The sequence below is a fragment of the Selenomonas sp. AE3005 genome, from assembly GCF_000686945.1.
GTDB lineage: Bacteria > Bacillota > Negativicutes > Selenomonadales > Selenomonadaceae > Selenomonas_A.
This window is the reverse complement of sequence record NZ_JMME01000017.1, coordinates 45,693-63,867: the sequence shown is the minus strand read 5'-3', so window position 1 is coordinate 63,867 and position 18,175 is coordinate 45,693. Positions and strand designations below refer to the sequence as shown.

Sequence of the window (18,175 nt, the reverse complement as noted above, 5' to 3'; positions counted from 1 at the left end):
GGAACTATGTCACCCGCTTAAAGGAAGAGAAGATTTATCAAAGCATGTCGAGAAAAGGAACTTGCCTGGACAATAGTGTAATGGAAAATTTCTTTGGCATAATGAAGCAGGAAATATATTATGGTCATACATACCACAGCTTTGAAGAATTGAGGGAAGCCGTACAGAAATACATCACTTACTACAACAACCATAGGATCAAGGCACGATTGGGCTGGCTAAGCCCAGTGGAATATCGGTTGCGGCATGCAGCAGCATAATAAAAACCGTAGCAGCAACAAATGCTACTACGGTTAGGTCTAACTTTTTGGGGTCACTACAAAAAGGCTGTGCTTTTTTGTATAAATTTACGATGAAACAAGATGAATTTCCGCTTTTGGGTTGACTAGCCTTTATTTATCGGCTATAATACGTCTTGTTAGTACTTTGAAAGGGGATTACTACTATGGCAAAAGAAGTTATTAGCAAAACTATTCTCGTGGACAAAGTTGCAGAGGCAGCTGGCGTATCCAAGAAAGATACGAAAGCAGTTATCGATGCTGTTCTCGAAACGGTAAAGGAAAGCGTTAAGGCTGATGCGGAAATCCGCCTGATTGGCTTTGGTACTTTTAAGAAGGCACATCGCAACGCTCGTTCCGGCCGTAACCCGCAGACGGGTGAAACCATCGAGATTGCTGCTAGCGACAGCCTGGCATTCAAATCCAGCGTTAAATACTAATTTGACGGCAGAGCCGCTCTTGTGTAAGCAAGGGCGGCTTTTTTATTTATTTAGCAGGATTTATTCTGTTTTCAGAGAATAAAGAAAATAGTAAATGAAATGGAGGGACTGTCGATGAAGAACTATAAGAGTGCTAATATCCGCAACATAGCTGTAACTGGACATGGAAAAACCGGTAAGACAAGTTTACTCGATGCCTGCTTGTTTAATACAGGTGTGGTAAAGCGCCTGGGAAGTGTCGAGGAAGGCACAAGTGCTTTAGACTATGAGCCCGAGGAAAGCAAACGCAAGATGACCATCAGCTCCAAGCTGGTGGCTTGTGAATGGCGTGATTTTAAGCTGAACTTCATCGACACGCCGGGATATCCGGATTTTGTAGGTGACGTAAAAGGTGCTATGGCAGCTGCAGACAGCGCCTTAATCGTCATTTCGGCCTCCTCAGGTATAAAGTCGGGGACGGAAACGGCCTGGGCCTATGCCGAGGAAAATGACCTGCCCCGTGCCTTTCTGATTAACAAGATGGACAGGGAACACGCTGATTTTGACGGCGTGGTGGAAGAACTGCGTGTACGCTTTGGCGATGGCGTTGTGCCTGTCCAGATTCCTATCGGCAAGGAGGCGGCCTTCCAGGGCGTAGTTGACCTGCTTGCACTGCACATGAAGATTGTCACCCATGACAACGAAGTGGTGAAAGACGAAGTGCCCGAATACATCAAGGGGGATGTGGAAACAGCCCGGCAGAAACTAATTGAGGCAGTTGCCGAGTTTAATAACGAACTGCTTGAAAAATACATCGAAGGCGAAGAAATCACGGAAGTAGAAGTAGCTGCCGCCATGATTGAAGGCATTCAGGCCGGCAAGATTTTCCCGGTGTTCTGTGCCTCGGCCAAACAGAATATCGGTATCCGGCAGCTGATGAACGGTATGGTGGAATACCTGCCGACGCCATACTTCAAGGTTTCTATCGGCACAGACCCTGTCAGCGGTGAAATTAAGGAACGCCGTACAGAGGACGCCTTCTCGGCGCAGGTGTTCAAGACCTCAGTTGACCCCTTTGTGGGACGGCAGAGCTTTATCCGGGTGTTGTCCGGAGATATGAAGGGTGACGCCAATTATTATAATGTGAATAAAAAAGGCGAGGAGCGCATAGGTACCATCTTCTCCATGCAGGGGAAACAGCAGGCAAATCTGTCTGTTGTGGCTGCCGGTGATATCGTAGTTACCACCAAGCTGCAGCAGGTGCGTACAGGCGACACGCTCTGCGATAAAAACGACATTATCCAGTACGAGGGTATCAGCTATCCCGAACCCATGCTGGAAATGGCTGTAACGGCCAGGAAAAAGGGCGAGGAAGACAAGGTCTTTGGCGCTTTGGCTAAACAGCAGGATGAGGACCCCACTATCAAGGTCATCAAGAAACCTGAAACCAGGGAAACGGTGGTCAAAGGTATTGGTGAGGTACATTTAGAGATTTTGGCTGAACAGCTCGAACGCAAATTCAGTGCGGAAATGGTATTGTCCGAGCCCAAAGTGGCGTACCGGGAAACTATCCGCAAGAGCGTACAGGTACAGGGACGTCACAAGAAACAGAGCGGTGGTCATGGCCAGTTTGGCGATGTATGGCTCGAAATCAGTCCGCAGCCGGCCGGTGAGGGGAATGTCTTTACGGAAACAATTTTCGGCGGCAGTGTACCGCGTCAGTATATTCCGGCCGTGGAAAAGGGCACAGAAGAGGCTCTGGCAGCCGGCGTAATGGCAGGCTACCCCGTGGTGGATGTAAAGGTCAACCTTTACGATGGTTCTTATCACTCTGTTGACTCGTCAGAGGCGGCCTTTAAGACGGCAGCAGCCATTGCTATCCGCAAGGGCGTTATGGATGCATCGCCAATACTTTTGGAACCGATTGATACCATTCGCGTGCTTACGCCGGAGTACTACATGGGCGATGTCATGGGTAAACTCAACAGCAAGCGCGCCCATATCCTTGGTGTTGACAGCAAGGGTAAGGATATGAGTGAGATTTCGGCGCTGATTCCCGAGGCTGAGCTCTACCGCTTTGCCACGGATTTGCGTTCGCTGACGCAGGGGCGCGGCTCCTACAGCCTGGAATTTACCCGTTACGAGCCTGTGCCGGAACGGGAGGCTGTCAAGATTGTGGAAGAACGCGGCAAACGCAACAGCGAATAAAAAATCCCGGTTGCTTGAACCGGGAGGTGAAAACTCAGCTAAATAGTTTTCCCAGATATAAAACAAAATAGGTAAGGCCGCCGGCGATTAACGGGCCCACGGCCACACCGTTGAACAGGAGCACTCCTGCCATAGTACCGATGATAAGTGCCGGTATTATGTCGGGAGTGCTTTTTAGTAAGTCTACGCCGCTGCCACCGGCTACGGCGGCCAACAGTCCGGCAGCGATGGCGATAATCCCCGCATGAGTACGGAAAGCCTCCAGCATGGTGTGAATCGTGATGGTACCGTTGGCAATTGGCACGAGAATGGCCGCCGTCAGGATGATTATACCCCAGTTCAGTCCCTGCGAGCCCAGGGCGTTCAGCATGGTCGTCAGCCCCAGCACCTTCAGCCCAAGTACGATGGCAGAGGCATAAAAAACAGTCATGTTATGCCCCACAAGACTCAGCAGCAAAATTGCCCCCAGAGTGATATATTCGATATACAATTACATCAGACTCCTTTGTGTGAAGATATGACCTTATTATACATGGTTGCCGTGTTTTGTAAATAGATAATGCCTTTAGCAGGAAAAATATAAGCACGTAAAGAAATATGACGTAGGTTAGTAAGAGCAGAAAAATATTAGAAGGAGGAGATATTGTGCTGAGGAAAGTAAAACTTCGTGGAGTCCTTTGTGCCGGCGTAATTGCGGCCCTGTTGGCTGGCAGCTGCGCGGAGGCAGCGCCGCGGGCGATTTGCGGTTTTTATAAGCAAATTCGTCAGCAAACTTACATGGACAGGGATGCGCGTGGCGAGTATGAAATTTTGGAAGAACGGTGGGGCGGTCTGGCGGCGGACAAAGAACTGACGGCCCGTTTTCCGGCATTGAGCAAAGCTATTGAACAGCGGACTAAAGCTGACTGGGCACACATGGAAAAGCAGCGCAGGCAGATGAAAGTCGAGGCTGTCCAGTTTCGTGAAGAAAGCCCCGCTTATTATCATCCCTTCGCGCAGGATTTGGACGTGCTCATGCGCCGGGCCGATGAACATGTGACCAGCTATCTGGAAATGGAATATACGAATGGCGGCGGTGCACATGGTATGTACGGCTGGCAGGGGGTAAATTTTAACTCCATGACAGGTGAAGAGCTGGCGCTTTCCCATGTCGTAAAGGATCTGGGCAGGTTTACGGATATCATCATTGCCCAGCTGCAGAAGGAATATCCGCAGGCCAGTTTCTTTGATATGGAAAAGACCGTACGCAACAGGGCCATGATGGGACGGCTTAACTGGACTATCGACCCACGGGGAGTTACGGTTTACTTTAATCCCTATGGCATTGCCTCCTATGCTGATGGTCTGCTGCAAACTACAGTATTGTTCAAGGAACAGCCACAGCTCTTCAATGAGGCCTATCTGGAAACGGCAGACGCTTACGCCCAGCCTTTCCCCACTTATTATCCGTTGGTTACTTCCCTCAGGGATAATGACAAACGTGATGTGCTGTCGGTTGACCAGGGAGAGGGGAAGGTAACTGTCAGCCTTAATGGCCGGAAATATGTTTTTGACGCACAGCTGACCAAGCTGCAGCCGGTACTGGTGCACATGGCGAACAAGGATAACTTCCTCTATATTGATGGACAGACGCCGGAGGGCAGCCACCTGACGCTCGTGCTTAAAGTGGCCAAAGGGAAGGTGCAGCATGTGGGGACGCTGCCGTACACGTTTATGCATACGATAGCCGTTTCACCGGCAGAACAGCGGTACTGGCAGTTTATGACCAATCCCGATGGTTTCTATATCGACCGTGTGGTGCCTCTGGGAAATTCGTCGAAAACAGATACCTGCGCAGTTGGCAGCGATGGGCAGCTGACCTTTGGATAAGTTGCTTTTTGCCCTTGTTTATGCTATGATAATGGGCAGAGATTTGTCTTTGAGGCGGGGGGCAGTTCCCCACCGGCGGTATAGCCCGCAAGCCTGAGCGTTCAGGCACGATTCGGTGAAATTCCGGAGCCGACCGTATAGTCGGGAGGAGAAAAGGCATGTTGTTTTTTGCATGCAAAAGCAGCCATCGTGAGGAAAATCTTCGCGGTGGCTTTTTGTTTTCTTATGGTCTCATTCACAAACCTTAATTTCGTAGAATTTGAGGTGATGAATTTGCAGGATGAAGAATTTATGCAGGAGGCTTTGCGGCTGGCTCGTAATGCTGCCGGCCGGACGTCGCCTAATCCCTTGGTGGGAGCGGTGATTGTCCGGGAGGGGCGCATAGTTGGTGCCGGCTGGCACCGTAAGGCTGGTACGCCCCATGCTGAGATTCACGCGCTGAATATGGCCGGGAACCTGGCAAAAGGTGCTACGCTCTATGTGACGCTGGAACCCTGCTCGCATTATGGCCGTACCGGCCCTTGTGCTGAGGCGGTTGTCAAAGCCGGGATTAAGCGCGTGGTCATCGGCATGGGTGACCCCAATCCCAAGGTGGCCGGCAAGGGTATAGCCATTCTGGAACGGGCCGGCATTGAGGTGCGCTGTGGCGTCTTGGAAGAGGAGGCCCGTGCACTAAATGAGGTATTCCTGAAATGGATAGCCACCCAAAAGCCCTTTGTGGTGCTCAAAACAGCCATGAGTCTTGACGGCAAGATTGCCACGCATACCGGAAAATCCCAGTGGATTACCGGTGAGGCGGCAAGGCAGCGTGTCCATGAGTATCGGGATACCTATGATGGTATCATGGTGGGCATTGGCACGGTGCTGGCGGATAATCCGAGCCTTACGGCGCGTCTGCCGGACGGGCAGGGCAAAAATCCTGTACGCATCGTCGTGGACAGTAAGGCCCGTACGCCGCTTGACGCTAACCTGGTGACAGATGGCGCGGCTTTGACCATCATTGCAGTGACGGCCAAGGCACCGCAGGAGCGTGTGCAGGCGCTTAAGGATAAGGGTGTAGCCATTATGGTTGCCGGTGACGGCGAACAGGTGGATATGGATTTGCTTATGCGCAAGCTTGGCGAAATGGAAATTTGTTCGGTGTTTGTCGAAGGCGGCGGACAGGTGAATTTTTCCCTGCTTAAAGCCGGACTGGTGGACAAGGTTCATGCTTTTATTGCGCCGAAACTCATTGGCGGCCGGGAGGCGTTGACACCGGTCGAGGGCGCAGGTTTTGCCGAACTTACGGAGTCGGTAGAGCTTGAACGCACTACGGTAGAAACTATCGGCCAGGATATTTTGCTGACCGGTTATGTAAAAGGGCGGTGAGCGATTGTTTACAGGCATAATTGAAGAGGTGGGGCAGGTTGCCCGTATCGGTGGCGGCAGTCTTGTCATTAACTGCGCGAAGGTAATTGAAGATGTGCAGTTGGGCGACAGCATTGCGGTCAACGGCGTATGTCTAACGGTCACGCATTTTGACAAGTCAGGTTTCACGGCCGATGTAATGCCGGAAACAGTGCGCCGCACATCACTGGCGGAACTCAAAAAGGGCAGCCCCGTGAATTTGGAACGGGCATTGACACTGGCCAGCCGCCTGGGCGGTCACATCGTCAGCGGCCATATTGACGGTACCGGCGAGATTATCAAATTTGCCGATGAAGGCAATGCCATTTTGATGACGGTGAGCGCAGACAGCAGTCTTTTACGCTATATCGTCGAGAAAGGTTCTGTGGCACTGGACGGCATCAGCCTGACGGTGGCCAAGGTGACGGACAGCGATTTTACTGTCAGCCTGATTCCGCATACCCGGGAAGTCACGAATCTGGGCAGTAAAAAGACGGGCAGTCCCATCAATATTGAAACGGATGTGCTGGGCAAGTATGTGGAAAAAATGCTCAAAGGCAGCAGTTCCGCGCCAGCCAAGACACAAAGCAATATGACCCTTGATTTTTTGAGGGAAAACGGATTTTAAGCAAGGAGATATAATATGTCAGATTTTGCAACGGTTGAACAGGCAATCGAAGATATAAAAAATGGTAAGATGGTCGTCGTGGTCGATGATGAGGACCGCGAAAACGAAGGCGATTTGATTGTCGCTGCGGCTACGGTTACGCCGGAAGACATTAACTTCATGGCAACTTATGCCAAAGGCCTTATTTGCACGCCGATTGATGGCAAGCGTCTTGACGAGCTCAATATCGGTCAGATGGTGGTAAATAATACGGATAATCACGAAACGGCGTTCACGGTATCGATTGACGCTTTTGATACGGAAACAGGTATTTCTGCTTATGAACGCTGCCAGACCATCCGTCTGCTCTTGGACCCCAAGGCCAAGGCGTCGAGTTTCCGCCGTCCGGGCCATGTATTCCCCCTGCGTTCGGTAGAGGGCGGCGTACTGCGCCGGGCTGGACATACGGAAACGACCACGGATTTGGCACGCCTGGCCGGTTTTTATCCCGCAGGTCTTTGCTGTGAAATCATGGATGATGACGGCCACATGATGCGCACGCCGAAACTCATTGAGTTTGCCAAGGAACACAATCTCCACATGATTACGGTAAAATCTCTTATTGAATACCGTAAGCGTACGGAATCTTTCGTGCAGAAGGTAGCTGATGTGGATTTTCCGAGCAAGTTCGGCCATTTCCGCATTAAGTCCTACGAGAGCAAGCTCGATGGCAAGTGCCATCTGGCTATTGTCAAGGGCGATGTGGAAGGTAAGAAGGACGTGCTCGTGCGTGTACATTCCGAATGCCTGACGGGTGATGCGCTTGGTTCCCTGCGTTGTGACTGCGGCGATCAGCTGCAGGCGGCGCTGCAGAAGATTGAGGCGGCTGGCGAGGGCGTAGTGCTCTATATGCGCCAGGAAGGCCGCGGCATTGGCCTGGCCAACAAAATGCGCGCTTATGCCCTGCAGGACAACGGCCGCGATACGGTAGAGGCCAATGTTGAACTGGGCTTTGCCCCGGATTTGCGCGACTATGGTATCGGCGCACAGATTCTTGCGGATTTGGGCCTGACTAGTATCCGCCTGATGACCAACAATCCGGCTAAGCGTGCAGGCCTTGAAGGTTACGGCCTGACCATCACGGAGCGTGTGCCGCTGATGATTCATGCCAACAAGTTTGACAAGAAGTATCTGACCATTAAAAAGACGAAGATGGGCCATCTTTTAAATGATGACACTTTAAAATAATATATGTATACGGGAGGAAATGACAATGGCAAATATTATTGAAGGTTTTATTACCGCAAAAGATATGAAGGTGGGTATCGTAGTAGCCCGTTTTAACGAATTCATCACGAGTAAGCTCTTAGGCGGCGCGCTGGACGCTTTGCACCGTCATGAGGCTAAGGACGAGGATATTGATGTAGCCTGGGTGCCGGGTGCTTTCGAGATTCCCGTGGTGGCCAAGAAAATGGCTGAATCCGGCAAGTATGACGCCGTTATCGCCTTGGGGGCTGTTATCCGTGGTTCGACGACGCATTATGACTATGTCTGCAACGAGGTTTCCAAGGGCGTTGCCCAGGTTGGCATGCAGACGGGCGTACCGACTATCTTTGGCGTGGTGACCACGGAAAATATCGAGCAGGCTGTGGAACGCGCAGGCACGAAGGCTGGCAACAAGGGGACGGATGCTGCTATGGCCGCTATGGAAATGGCAAACCTGCTGAAGAAAATCGGCTAAGTGTATTTAGGAGGCTGAAAGCAAATGAAAATTGGCATTATCAGCGATACGCATGGCCATGAAGGCGCATGGCAGACAGCTTTTGACAAGCAGTTCCATGATGCGGATATGATTCTTCATGCCGGTGATGTGCTCTATCATGGGCCGCGTAACCCGATGAAGGCCGACTATAATCCGGCCGGTCTTGTGGAGAAAATCAACAACTGCCCGGTGCCGGTCATCATTGCCAAGGGCAACTGCGATTCTTCTGTGGATGCCAGCTGCTTAGAGCTGCCCATTGAGGCACCTTATGCCTATGTAGTGGCCGAGGGGATTCGCATTATCGTCACGCATGGTGACGCTGTCATGACGGACGCGGAAAAGGATAAACTGGCGGCACACTTAAAGGCCGACCTCTTTATCAGCGGTCATATCCATACCACGGTGCTGGAAAAGCGTGGTAATACCGTCTTTTTAAATCCGGGTTCTGCGGCGCTGTCCAAACGTGAGGACAAGCGCAACACCTTTGCGGTGCTGGACAAAAAGACGATTTCGATTTATGATATTGATACGGACGAAGTTCTGGCAACTTATACGTTTGATTAACAAGCAGGCCTTCCTCGCAGGGGAGGGCCTTTATTATTGAGGAGAAAGATGTAATGAAAGACCATTTAGTAAAAGCCACGGCCGATGGTGTACGCATTTATGCGGCCGTGACCACGGATTTGGTAAATGAGGCTATCCGCCGTCATGACTGCTATCCGGTGGCAGCAGCAGCCCTCGGGCGCACGATGACGGGAGCGCTTTTGCTCGCCGCTAACCTTAAAAATAAGGAGGCGCTCACGGTAAAATTTGCCGGCGGCGGCCCCTTGGGCATTGTGACCGCTGACGCTACGCCGGAAGGCTATGTGCGCGGCTATGTGGGAAATCCGCATGTGAACCTGCCGCTCAATGACAAGGGCAAGATTGATGTGGGCGGCGGTGTAGGTACGAATGGTACGGTATCCGTAACGCGCTTTACAGGGCTTAGAAATCCCATAACCGGCAGCTGTGAAATCACTGATGGTGAAATCGCCGATGACCTGACGAAGTATCTCTATGTTTCTGAGCAGACGCCGTCGAGTATTGGCCTGGGGGTTCTGGTTAATCCGGACTTTAAGTGCATTGGGGCAGGCGGTTTCTTCATTCAGCCACTGCCGGATGCTACGGAAGAATGTATCTCGAAACTCGAGGCCAACCTGCAGAAGGTGAATTCTGTTTCGCACATGGTGGAAAATGGCTATACTGCCAAGGACATCATTGCGGAAATGCTGCAGGGCTTTGACATCAACTATATGTCGGAAACGGAACTGGCGTTTAAGTGCCATTGCTCCAAGGAAATGCTCTTTAACGTGCTCATCAGCCTGGGCAAGGAAGATTTGGACAGTCTGGTGGCTGATGGCAAGGCCGAGGTTTCCTGTCATTTCTGTAATGAGAAATACGAATTTACTGGCGAAGAGCTGCAGGAACTGGCGGCAGCAGCCGATAAAGTCCGCTAAAACTACTACTTTCGTGGTAGGTCTCGGGAAAGTTTCTACTTTTGGGTAATTGTATCATCACTTTGCTATGCTTATAATAGACCATGTCACTTGGGGAAGTGATGATATATAGCCTTCAAGAATGGGGAAGCCTTGCAGGTAGTGGAATTATATATTTTTGAAAAGCGCAGGTCTTGCATGTCCTGCGCTTTTGGCGTATACTAAATGGGATTGATTCCATTTAGAAAGGCAGGAAGTTATGCTTCAATTGAATGAACAGGAATGCTGGCAGATGACCGAGGGACTGACGCGGATAATTACCGCATCGGTGGAAGACCTGCGGCATACGGTCTTTGAAGTGCTCAGTGAGATTGCGCCCTTTGACTGTGGCGTGTCTTATGTGGTAAAGAATGACCCTGATGCCAAGCATTGCCTGGAGCCTATGGCTTATAAAAACGCCGATGTTGTACCTTCTGTTCAGACTTTGTTACGGGCTGCTGAGCTGGCGCATAAGTCTAGTGCTTACAATTCCCTGGAGTGGCAGAAAAAATCGCTGATATTCCGCGATTCCGATATGTTTAATGATGCTTTTTTTACCCAGACTGAAATCGGTCGCATGGTTCACGATGAATTGGGCATGAGCTACGCCTGCAAGATTTTTTTAGTGCATGACGGTATACTGGTGGGGAAGTTCTGGTTGTTGCGCCGCAAGGAACGTGGCAACTTCGAGGAAAAGGAATTATTCCGCCTGCGTCTGCTCGAACCGATAATCACCCGGGCGATGTATAAATATCATCCGCAGAATGAGGAAGGGCGCCGGGCCAAGCAGATTCTTAAGGAAAACTTTGGCCTGACCGACAGGGAGCGTCAGATAACCGGCCTTATTTGCCGGGGAATGTCCAACAAGCAGATTGCCGATAAGCTGATTTGTGCTGAGGCCACGGTGAAAAAACACGTGACGGCCATTGCCAAGAAGATGGACGTTTCCAGCCGCAGTGAGATTTTTCATCGCTGTGTGATGGAAAAAGCTGTACAAAATTTCATCTGATTGTGAAATACGGGTACAGAAAGCCTTTACATGCAGGCTGAAACGTGGTAAACTTAGATAGTTAATTTAAGTATTCTTATGTTAAAGAGTGGGTGCGAACCCACTCTTTAGTCTTATGTTTGGAATACAATGTGTATAGGGAGGTGGATGTATGGCAGCGAAGGATATTGAGGCAGCTGTAGAATCCATGGTGGCAGAGCTGCTCACCGGCCAGGACGTCATTGAACTGGTGGATGTGGAGTATGTGAAGGAACATACTGATTGGTATTTGCGTGTCTACATCGATAAAGAAGGCGGCATAGATATCGAAGATTGTCAGGAACTCAGCGAACGGCTGGAGGCTGTGCTGGATGAAAAAGATGTGATTCCTGACGCTTATATACTGGAGGTATCTTCGCCGGGCATTGACCGCGTGCTCAGAAAGCCCCGGGATTTGGTCCGGGAGCAGGGCAAGGCTGTGGATGTGACTCTCTATGCACCTTTGGATGGCAAAAAGAATCTTACGGGTGTGCTCACGGCCTTTGACGGTGAGAAGATTACCCTGGATGATGAGCTGACCATCGAATTGAGCAAGGCAGCTCAGATTCGTCTGCATATTGATTTTTAAAATATTGGAGGATAAAAATTTTGGCAAGAAGAACAACGAAAGCGAAGGACAACGGACAGGAGTTTCTGGAAACCCTGCGCGAATTGAGCCGTGAGCGCAGCATTGATGAGGAATTTTTATTTGAGGCCATTGAGGCAGCCCTGATTACGGCTTATAAGCGTAATTTCGGCTCGGCACAGAATGTCCGCGTTACCTTGTCCCGTGACACTGGTACCTATCATGTGTACGCTATCAAAACTGTAGTGGAAGACGCTGCTGACGATATTACGGAAATTTCCCTGGCACAGGCACGGACCATTCGTCCGGACTATGTGGTCGGTGACGTTATCGAAATCGAAGTGACGCCGGCTAATTTCGGCCGTGTGGCTGCGCAGACGGCTAAGCAGGTAGTGGTGCAGCGCATTCGTGAGGCTGAGCGCGGCATGATTTACGAGGAGTTTCAGAGCCGTGAAAGCGATATCCTCACCGGCCTGGTACAGCGTGTGGAAAACCGCAATGTATTCATCGACCTGGGCAAGACCGAGGCTGTGCTGACGCCGACGGAACAGATTCCTACGGAAACTTATGCGCATGGTGACCGCATTAAGGCGTATATTGTGGAAGTAAAAAAGACCAACAAGGGACCGCAGGTTGTGGTATCCCGTACGCACCCGGGCCTGTTAAAACGCCTCTTTGAACTCGAAGTACCGGAAATTCAGGAAGGTATCGTGGAAATTAAGTCCGTAGCCCGTGAACCGGGCAATCGCTCGAAGATTGCCGTTTGGTCCAAGGACGAATCCGTTGACCCGGTTGGTTCCTGCGTTGGTTACCGCGGCATGCGTGTACAGGCCATCGTTGATGAGCTCGGCAGCGAAAAGATTGATATCGTGAAATGGAGCGAGGACCCGGCTAAGTTCATTGCCAATGCTCTTAGCCCGGCGAAGGTTGTTTCCGTAGCCGTAAATGAGGCCGAAAAGGTTTCCCGCGTAGTGGTGCCTGACTATCAGCTGTCCCTGGCCATCGGTAAGGAAGGCCAGAATGCCCGTCTGGCAGCTAAGCTCACCGGCTGGAAAATCGATATCAAGAGTGAAACTCAGGCTGCTGACGAAGAACTGGACGAAAACATGAACGAAGTGGAAGTCGAAAGTGACGAGGCTTTCACGGCAGAAGGTGAATAAGGTGAAAACCAAGAAGATTCCGCAGCGGATGTGCCTGGGGTGCCAGGAAGTAAAGTCCAAACGGGACCTCATCCGTATCGTGCGCAGCCCTGAAGGGGAATTTTCCGTGGACGCCACGGGGAAAAAGCCCGGCCGGGGTGCCTATATCTGTCCGCGTCAGGAATGCTTTACCGCCGCGCGCAAGAGCCGGGGGCTGGAGCGTTCCTTTAAAAGCCAGATTGATGTGTCTGTATATGACCTCTTAGAGCAGCAGTTAGACGCTTTAGCAAGTGATACTGAGGGCTAAGTATGGCGATTACAAATGAACAGCGCATTACCAATTTGCTGAGCATGGCACAGCGGGCTAACCGCATTGTTTCCGGTGCCTTTGTTGTGGAACAGGCCATGAAGAAAAAACAGGCAGTGTTTGTGCTCCTGGCTGGTGATGCCGCTGAGGAAAGCAAAAAGAACTTTAAAAATTTAGCAGATAAATATGCGATTCCCTATGCCGAGGCGCTTGACCGTGAGAGCCTGGGCGCTTGTCTGGGCAAGGAATTTCGTGCCGTCGCCGCTTTGACGGATGAAGGTTTTGCGAAAAAACTCCGCCAGCTGATGGAGGAATCACTATGAAATAATTCGGGGGTGGATTGATGTCCAATATGAGAGTTTATGAATTGGCCAAAGAATTCAATAAAGAAACGAAAGAAGTCTTAGAAGTACTGCGTAAGGCTAATTTCGCTGTAAAGAATAATTTTAGCAGCGTTGGGGAGGCAGAACGTGAGGCCCTGATGAAGCATTATAATAAAGATACGAAACCGGCAGCCAAGGCTCCGGCCAAAGAAGTCAAACCGAAAGCCCAGGAGCAGGTACAGGTAAAGGACGCAGCTCCGAAGAAACCGGCTGGGGAAAAGAATCATCATAATGGTGACAGCCAGCGCAAGAGTGCGCCCAAAAGCGAAGGTCATAATGACCGTCCGGCACGCAGCGAGCGCAGCAATGACAGAAATGACCGCAGCGAGCGTGTTGAACGCAGCGACCGCAACAGCGACAGAGTAGAGCGTGGCAGCCGCAATGACCGCAACAAAAACGAGCGCAACGACCGTAATGAGCGCAATGACAGAAATGAGCGTCGTGGCGGCAAGAACGACCGGGGCGGCCGTAATGACAGAAACGACCGCAACGACCGTAATGAACGCAATGGCGGCCGTAATGACCGCCGTGGCGGCAAGGGCCGTAACAACAAGCGCGGCGGCCAGCAGCCGGCACCGAAGATGGAAATCGCCCGTCCGAAACACATCAAGCTGCCGGAAATGATTGCCGTTAAGGACCTGGCCTCCAAGATGAGCTACACCGCCGCTGAAGTGGTGAAGAAACTCTTTATGATGGGTGTAATGGCTACCATCAACCAGGAAATCGACTATGATACGGCTGCTCTCGTAGCCTCCGAGTTCGGTGTTACCTGTGAAGAATTGCCACCTGATGCAGACCCGACGGAAATCCCCGAAATCGAGGATGACCCGAAGTCCTTGAAACTGCGTCCGCCGGTGGTTACCGTTATGGGCCATGTTGACCATGGTAAGACCTCCCTGCTCGACAGTATCCGCAACACGCATGTATCGGCACACGAGGCCGGCGGTATTACCCAGCACATCGGTGCTTATCAGGTAAACTGCAAGGGCAAGAAGATTGTATTCCTCGATACGCCGGGCCATGAGGCGTTCACGGCTATGCGTGCCCGTGGTGCCCAGATTACGGATATCGCTATCCTCGTAGTGGCTGCTGATGACGGTGTTATGCCGCAGACCATCGAGGCTATCAACCATGCCAAGTCCGCTAACGTGCCCATTATCGTGGCTGTCAACAAGATTGATAAGCCGGGTGCTAATCCGGACCGTGTGAAACAGGAACTCATGGAACATGGCCTCGTACCGGAAGAGTACGGCGGCGACACCATTATGGTTCCGGTATCGGCCAAGCAGCAGATTGGTATTGATGACCTTCTGGAAAACGTCCTGCTCGTGGCTGAAGTCGAAGAACTCAAAGCCAACCCGAACCGCGACGCCCGTGGTGTAATCATCGAGGCTAAACTCGATAAGGGCCGTGGTACGGTAGCAACGGTACTCGTACAGAACGGTACCCTGCGTATCGGTGATTCCGTAGTCTGCGGTACGACCTATGGTAAGGTCCGCGCTATGGTGGACGACCGTGGCAACAACGTCAAGAAGGCTGGTCCGTCCGTGCCGGTTGAGATTCTCGGTCTGAACGATGTACCGGCCGCCGGTGATATTCTGGCCGTACTCGAAGAAAAACAGGCCCGTTCTATTGCTGAGGCCCGCGTAGAACGTCAGCGCACCAACCTCATCAAGAGCAAGAAGGTTTCCCTCGATGACCTGTTCCATCAGATTCAGGAAGGCGAAATCAAAGACCTTAACATCGTGGTTAAGGCCGACGTACAGGGTTCTGTCGAGGCTCTCTGCGGTTCGCTCTTAAAGCTCAACAAGAACGACGAAGTCCGCGTCAGCGTTGTGCATTCCGGCGTAGGTGCTGTAAACGAATCCGACGTTATGCTGGCCTCCGCTGCCAACGCTATCATCATCGCGTTCAACGTCCGTCCGGACGCCAATGCGCGCCGTGTAGCTGACACCGAAGATGTAGATATCCGTACTTACCGCGTTATCTATGACGCCCTTAACGATGTTAAGGACGCTATGAGCGGTATGCTTAAGCCGAAGTACAAGGAAGTTATTCAGGGCCGCGTAGAAATCCGTCAGGTCATGAAATTCTCCAAGGCACTGGTTGCCGGTTCCTACGTTCTCGAAGGCAAGATTCACAACAACTCCAAGATTCGTATTATCCGCGACAATATCGAAGTGTTCGATGGTGAAATCGACTCCCTGCGCCGTTTCAAGGATGAGGTGAAGGAAGTAGCTGCCGGTTACGAATGCGGTATTTCCATTATCGATTACCGTGATTTCAAGGAAGGCGATATCATCGAGGCCTATACTATGGAAGAAATTGCCACGGATATCAACGAGGCCAACAAAGAGGCCGCCAGAAAGCGTCAGGCAGAGGCCGAGGCCCGGGCAGCCAAAGAAAACGAGGAATAATGACTGAGATAAAAGTAGAAGGAGGTGCGTGACTGTGGGACAGCTGCGTGTGGAAAAAGTGCAGGAGCTGATGAAACAGGAAATCAGCCAGATTATCTTAAGGGAGCTCAAAGATCCCCGTATTGGTTTTGTTACCGTAACTTCCGTGGAATGCACGGGAGATTTGCGCGAGGCCAAAGTATATGTGAGTCTGATGGGCAGTGAAAAGCAGGTTGAGGACTGCTGGAAAGGACTTAACAGCTCCCTGGGCTTTATCCGCCGGGAAATCGGCAAGCGTATTCGCCTGCGTGTTACCCCGGAATTGAGCTTTGCTTTGGATAAGTCGCTGGATTACAGTGCGCATATCCAGGAACTGCTCTTAAAAATCAAGGCTGAAGAAGGTGCCAAAGACACCGGGGCAGCCTCTGAGGAGTAAATATATGCAAATTTCATTGAAGGAAACGGCAGCGGAGCTGAAAGCTAAACAGCGTATTGTCATCACCGCTCATGTGAATCCCGATGGCGATGCCATTGGGAGTTCGCTGGGCCTGGCACATGCGCTGCGGGCTTTGGGCAAAGACGTGCAGGTTTTCATCGATGATGATATCCCGGCAGCATTTTCTGTGCTGCCGGGATATGAGCTTATAGGGAAACCTGTGGACGGACAAAACATTCCTGCTGACCTGCTGGTGGCAGTAGATGTGAGTCTGGACAGGATTGGCAGGGTGGCTGAGCTTTGCACAGCCCCTGTCCTTAATATTGACCATCATGTTACCAATGACGGTCAGGCCGCTAAGCTCTATCTCGATGGAAAGGCAGCCGCCGCTGCAGAAATAATTTATCAGTTGATTGGTGAACTGGGTGTCGATGGCAACCGCGATATGGCCATGTGCCTTTATATGGGACTGGCTACAGATACGGGCTGGTTCAGATTCTCCAATGCTACGCCCAAAACTATGCTGGCGGCAGCTGACCTGCTGGCCTGGGGCGCTGAACCCAATCTCATTTCCGAGGCGTTGGAGCAGCGGCCTTTTGCCGAGGTGCAGAGTCTGGCTGTCGGCATGCAGAAAATTGAACTGCTGGCCGGCGGCCGCGTGGCCGGTGCCTGCCTGGATTATGCGACAATGCAGGAATACGACGCCCCCGAGGGGCTTATCGGCATGGTGCGCGTGATTGAGGGCGTGGATATTGCTTTCACTCTGAAGGAAAAGGAACCAAATCTCTGCCGTGTAAGCCTGCGTTCCAAGGGACTTGATGTAACGAAGATTGCCCTGCAGTTTGGCGGCGGCGGTCATGTGCGTGCCGCTGGCTGTACCATTGAAAAAAATTGCGCCGAGGCACGGATGGAGCTCATAAACGCCATTATGCAGGTGCTGGAGGCTGAATCGTGACGGCTGCGGCACCGGCAGGTCCGGTACTAAGCGGTTTTTTGAATATCTTAAAACCTCCCGGCATGAGCTCTCATGATGTGGTGGGCTATGTGCGCCGCGTGCTCCATACGAAAAAGGTAGGGCATGCCGGCACCCTGGACCCGGCGGCTGCCGGTGTATTGCCGGTAGCTGTGGGCACGGCAACCCGGCTTATCGAGTACATGGAGATGGCTGACAAGACCTACCGCGCTGAGGTGCGGCTGGGCATTGCCACTGACAGCGGTGATGATACGGGTAAGGTTTTGACTTGTCAGACTGACCTGCCCAAATTTGACCTGTCAACGCTGGAGAATGCTTTAGCCAGGTTTCAGGGGAAAATCACCCAACGGCCGCCGGCGCATTCGGCCATTAAAATCAATGGCCGCCGGGCCTGCGACCTGCTGCGGGCCGGTCAGACGGTGGAGATTCCCAAGCGTGAGGTCATGATTCACCGCCTGCAGCTCCTGCGCTACGCAGGTGATACCATGCTCATTGATGTGGATTGCAGCAAGGGAACCTATATTCGCAGCCTGTGTCAGGATATCGGCACGGCGCTGTCGGTTCCGGCTACCATGGCTTTTCTGCTCAGACGGCGCGTGGGAGATTTTTCGGCTGAGCAGGCGCTGACCTTGGAAGAACTGGCAGCGCAGGGGGCATCAGCCCTGTTGCCGCCTGATGAGTTCCTGAGCGGTATGCAGCGTTTTGATTTAAATCCTAAGCGGGAAAAGGCGTTTTGCAACGGCCTTTCCAGTACCGTACGGAACTTTACGGCGGAGACGCCGGCCCTGCGTGTTTATGCTGATGGGCACTTTATCGGTATTGGCCGCTATGATGCGGAAAAGGCAGAACTTTTCCCGGTGAAGGTAATAGGGCGGTGAACGGAAA

Annotated in this window: 20 protein-coding genes and 1 riboswitch; of the genes, 19 read left to right on the top strand and 1 reads right to left on the bottom strand. The window is 51.7% G+C overall.

Annotated elements, in window-relative coordinates:
- The 3 genes from DL94_RS0110685 to fusA form a co-directional block, all read left to right on the top strand.
- Nucleotides 1-260, top strand: a 260-nt coding sequence (locus DL94_RS0110685; RefSeq protein ID WP_028130146.1) for an IS3 family transposase, incomplete at its 5' end; no start/stop codon positions are given.
- Nucleotides 261-445: 185 nt separating this feature from the next.
- The gene (locus DL94_RS0110680) at nt 446-718 is read left to right on the top strand and encodes an HU family DNA-binding protein (RefSeq protein ID WP_197020741.1); all 273 of its coding nucleotides are present in this window, start codon (nt 446-448) and stop codon (nt 716-718) included.
- 114 nt (nt 719-832) lie between these two features.
- Nucleotides 833-2,905, top strand: a complete 2,073-nt coding sequence (gene fusA / locus DL94_RS0110675; protein WP_028130144.1) for an elongation factor G — start codon at nt 833-835, stop codon at nt 2,903-2,905.
- Nucleotides 2,906-2,939: 34 nt separating this feature from the next.
- Here fusA and DL94_RS0110670 read toward each other — a convergent pair whose 3' ends face one another.
- Nucleotides 2,940-3,395 (bottom strand): DUF441 domain-containing protein, encoded by a 456-nt coding sequence (locus tag DL94_RS0110670; protein ID WP_028130143.1) that lies wholly within the window; start codon nt 3,393-3,395, stop codon nt 2,940-2,942.
- Nucleotides 3,396-3,550: 155 nt separating this feature from the next.
- Here DL94_RS0110670 and DL94_RS0110665 point away from each other — a divergent pair, with 155 nt between their 5' ends.
- From DL94_RS0110665 to truB, 16 genes are all read left to right on the top strand, one after another.
- Nucleotides 3,551-4,774: a DUF3298 and DUF4163 domain-containing protein gene (locus DL94_RS0110665; protein WP_028130142.1), complete on the top strand. Its 1,224-nt coding sequence runs from the start codon at nt 3,551-3,553 to the stop codon at nt 4,772-4,774.
- A gap of 41 nt (nt 4,775-4,815) precedes the next feature.
- Nucleotides 4,816-4,936, top strand: a riboswitch (FMN riboswitch).
- A gap of 105 nt (nt 4,937-5,041) precedes the next feature.
- Entirely contained in the window at nt 5,042-6,142 is a 1,101-nt protein-coding gene (gene ribD / locus DL94_RS0110660; protein ID WP_028130141.1) for a bifunctional diaminohydroxyphosphoribosylaminopyrimidine deaminase/5-amino-6-(5-phosphoribosylamino)uracil reductase RibD, read from the top strand.
- Nucleotides 6,143-6,146: 4 nt separating this feature from the next.
- A complete protein-coding gene (locus DL94_RS0110655) occupies nt 6,147-6,788 on the top strand; it encodes a riboflavin synthase (RefSeq protein ID WP_028130140.1) in 642 nt (213 codons plus the stop codon).
- A 15-nt stretch (nt 6,789-6,803) separates the two neighbouring features.
- Entirely contained in the window at nt 6,804-8,015 is a 1,212-nt protein-coding gene (locus tag DL94_RS0110650) for a bifunctional 3,4-dihydroxy-2-butanone-4-phosphate synthase/GTP cyclohydrolase II (RefSeq protein WP_028130139.1), read from the top strand.
- Nucleotides 8,016-8,040: 25 nt separating this feature from the next.
- Nucleotides 8,041-8,508, top strand: a complete 468-nt coding sequence (gene ribE, locus DL94_RS0110645; RefSeq protein WP_028130138.1) for a 6,7-dimethyl-8-ribityllumazine synthase — start codon at nt 8,041-8,043, stop codon at nt 8,506-8,508.
- Between the two features lie 24 nt (nt 8,509-8,532).
- Complete coding sequence (gene yfcE / locus DL94_RS0110640) at nt 8,533-9,093, top strand: phosphodiesterase (protein ID WP_028130137.1); 561 nt, start codon at nt 8,533-8,535, stop codon at nt 9,091-9,093.
- A gap of 53 nt (nt 9,094-9,146) precedes the next feature.
- Nucleotides 9,147-10,025 (top strand): Hsp33 family molecular chaperone HslO, encoded by an 879-nt coding sequence (hslO, locus tag DL94_RS0110635; protein ID WP_028130136.1) that lies wholly within the window; start codon nt 9,147-9,149, stop codon nt 10,023-10,025.
- Between the two features lie 238 nt (nt 10,026-10,263).
- Nucleotides 10,264-11,052, top strand: a complete 789-nt coding sequence (locus tag DL94_RS0110630; RefSeq protein WP_081798804.1) for a helix-turn-helix domain-containing protein — start codon at nt 10,264-10,266, stop codon at nt 11,050-11,052.
- A gap of 151 nt (nt 11,053-11,203) precedes the next feature.
- Nucleotides 11,204-11,659: a ribosome maturation factor RimP gene (gene rimP, locus DL94_RS0110625; protein WP_028130134.1), complete on the top strand. Its 456-nt coding sequence runs from the start codon at nt 11,204-11,206 to the stop codon at nt 11,657-11,659.
- A gap of 20 nt (nt 11,660-11,679) precedes the next feature.
- The gene (gene nusA, locus DL94_RS0110620; RefSeq protein ID WP_028130133.1) at nt 11,680-12,816 is read left to right on the top strand and encodes a transcription termination factor NusA; all 1,137 of its coding nucleotides are present in this window, start codon (nt 11,680-11,682) and stop codon (nt 12,814-12,816) included.
- 1 nt (nt 12,817) lies between these two features.
- Nucleotides 12,818-13,102: an RNase P modulator RnpM gene (gene rnpM, locus DL94_RS0110615; RefSeq protein ID WP_028130132.1), complete on the top strand. Its 285-nt coding sequence runs from the start codon at nt 12,818-12,820 to the stop codon at nt 13,100-13,102.
- Nucleotides 13,103-13,104: 2 nt separating this feature from the next.
- On the top strand, nt 13,105-13,425 hold the full coding sequence (locus tag DL94_RS0110610; RefSeq protein ID WP_028130131.1) for a L7Ae/L30e/S12e/Gadd45 family ribosomal protein: 321 nt from the start codon (nt 13,105-13,107) through the stop codon (nt 13,423-13,425).
- A 20-nt stretch (nt 13,426-13,445) separates the two neighbouring features.
- Complete coding sequence (infB, locus tag DL94_RS0110605) at nt 13,446-15,902, top strand: translation initiation factor IF-2 (RefSeq protein ID WP_028130130.1); 2,457 nt, start codon at nt 13,446-13,448, stop codon at nt 15,900-15,902.
- A 34-nt stretch (nt 15,903-15,936) separates the two neighbouring features.
- Nucleotides 15,937-16,317: a 30S ribosome-binding factor RbfA gene (gene rbfA, locus DL94_RS0110600; RefSeq protein ID WP_028130129.1), complete on the top strand. Its 381-nt coding sequence runs from the start codon at nt 15,937-15,939 to the stop codon at nt 16,315-16,317.
- 4 nt (nt 16,318-16,321) lie between these two features.
- A complete protein-coding gene (locus tag DL94_RS0110595; protein WP_028130128.1) occupies nt 16,322-17,272 on the top strand; it encodes a DHH family phosphoesterase in 951 nt (316 codons plus the stop codon).
- Complete coding sequence (truB, locus tag DL94_RS0110590) at nt 17,269-18,168, top strand: tRNA pseudouridine(55) synthase TruB (RefSeq protein ID WP_028130127.1); 900 nt, start codon at nt 17,269-17,271, stop codon at nt 18,166-18,168. Before DL94_RS0110595 ends, truB begins: the two co-directional genes overlap by 4 nt.
- The last annotated feature ends 7 nt before the right edge of the window (nt 18,169-18,175 follow it).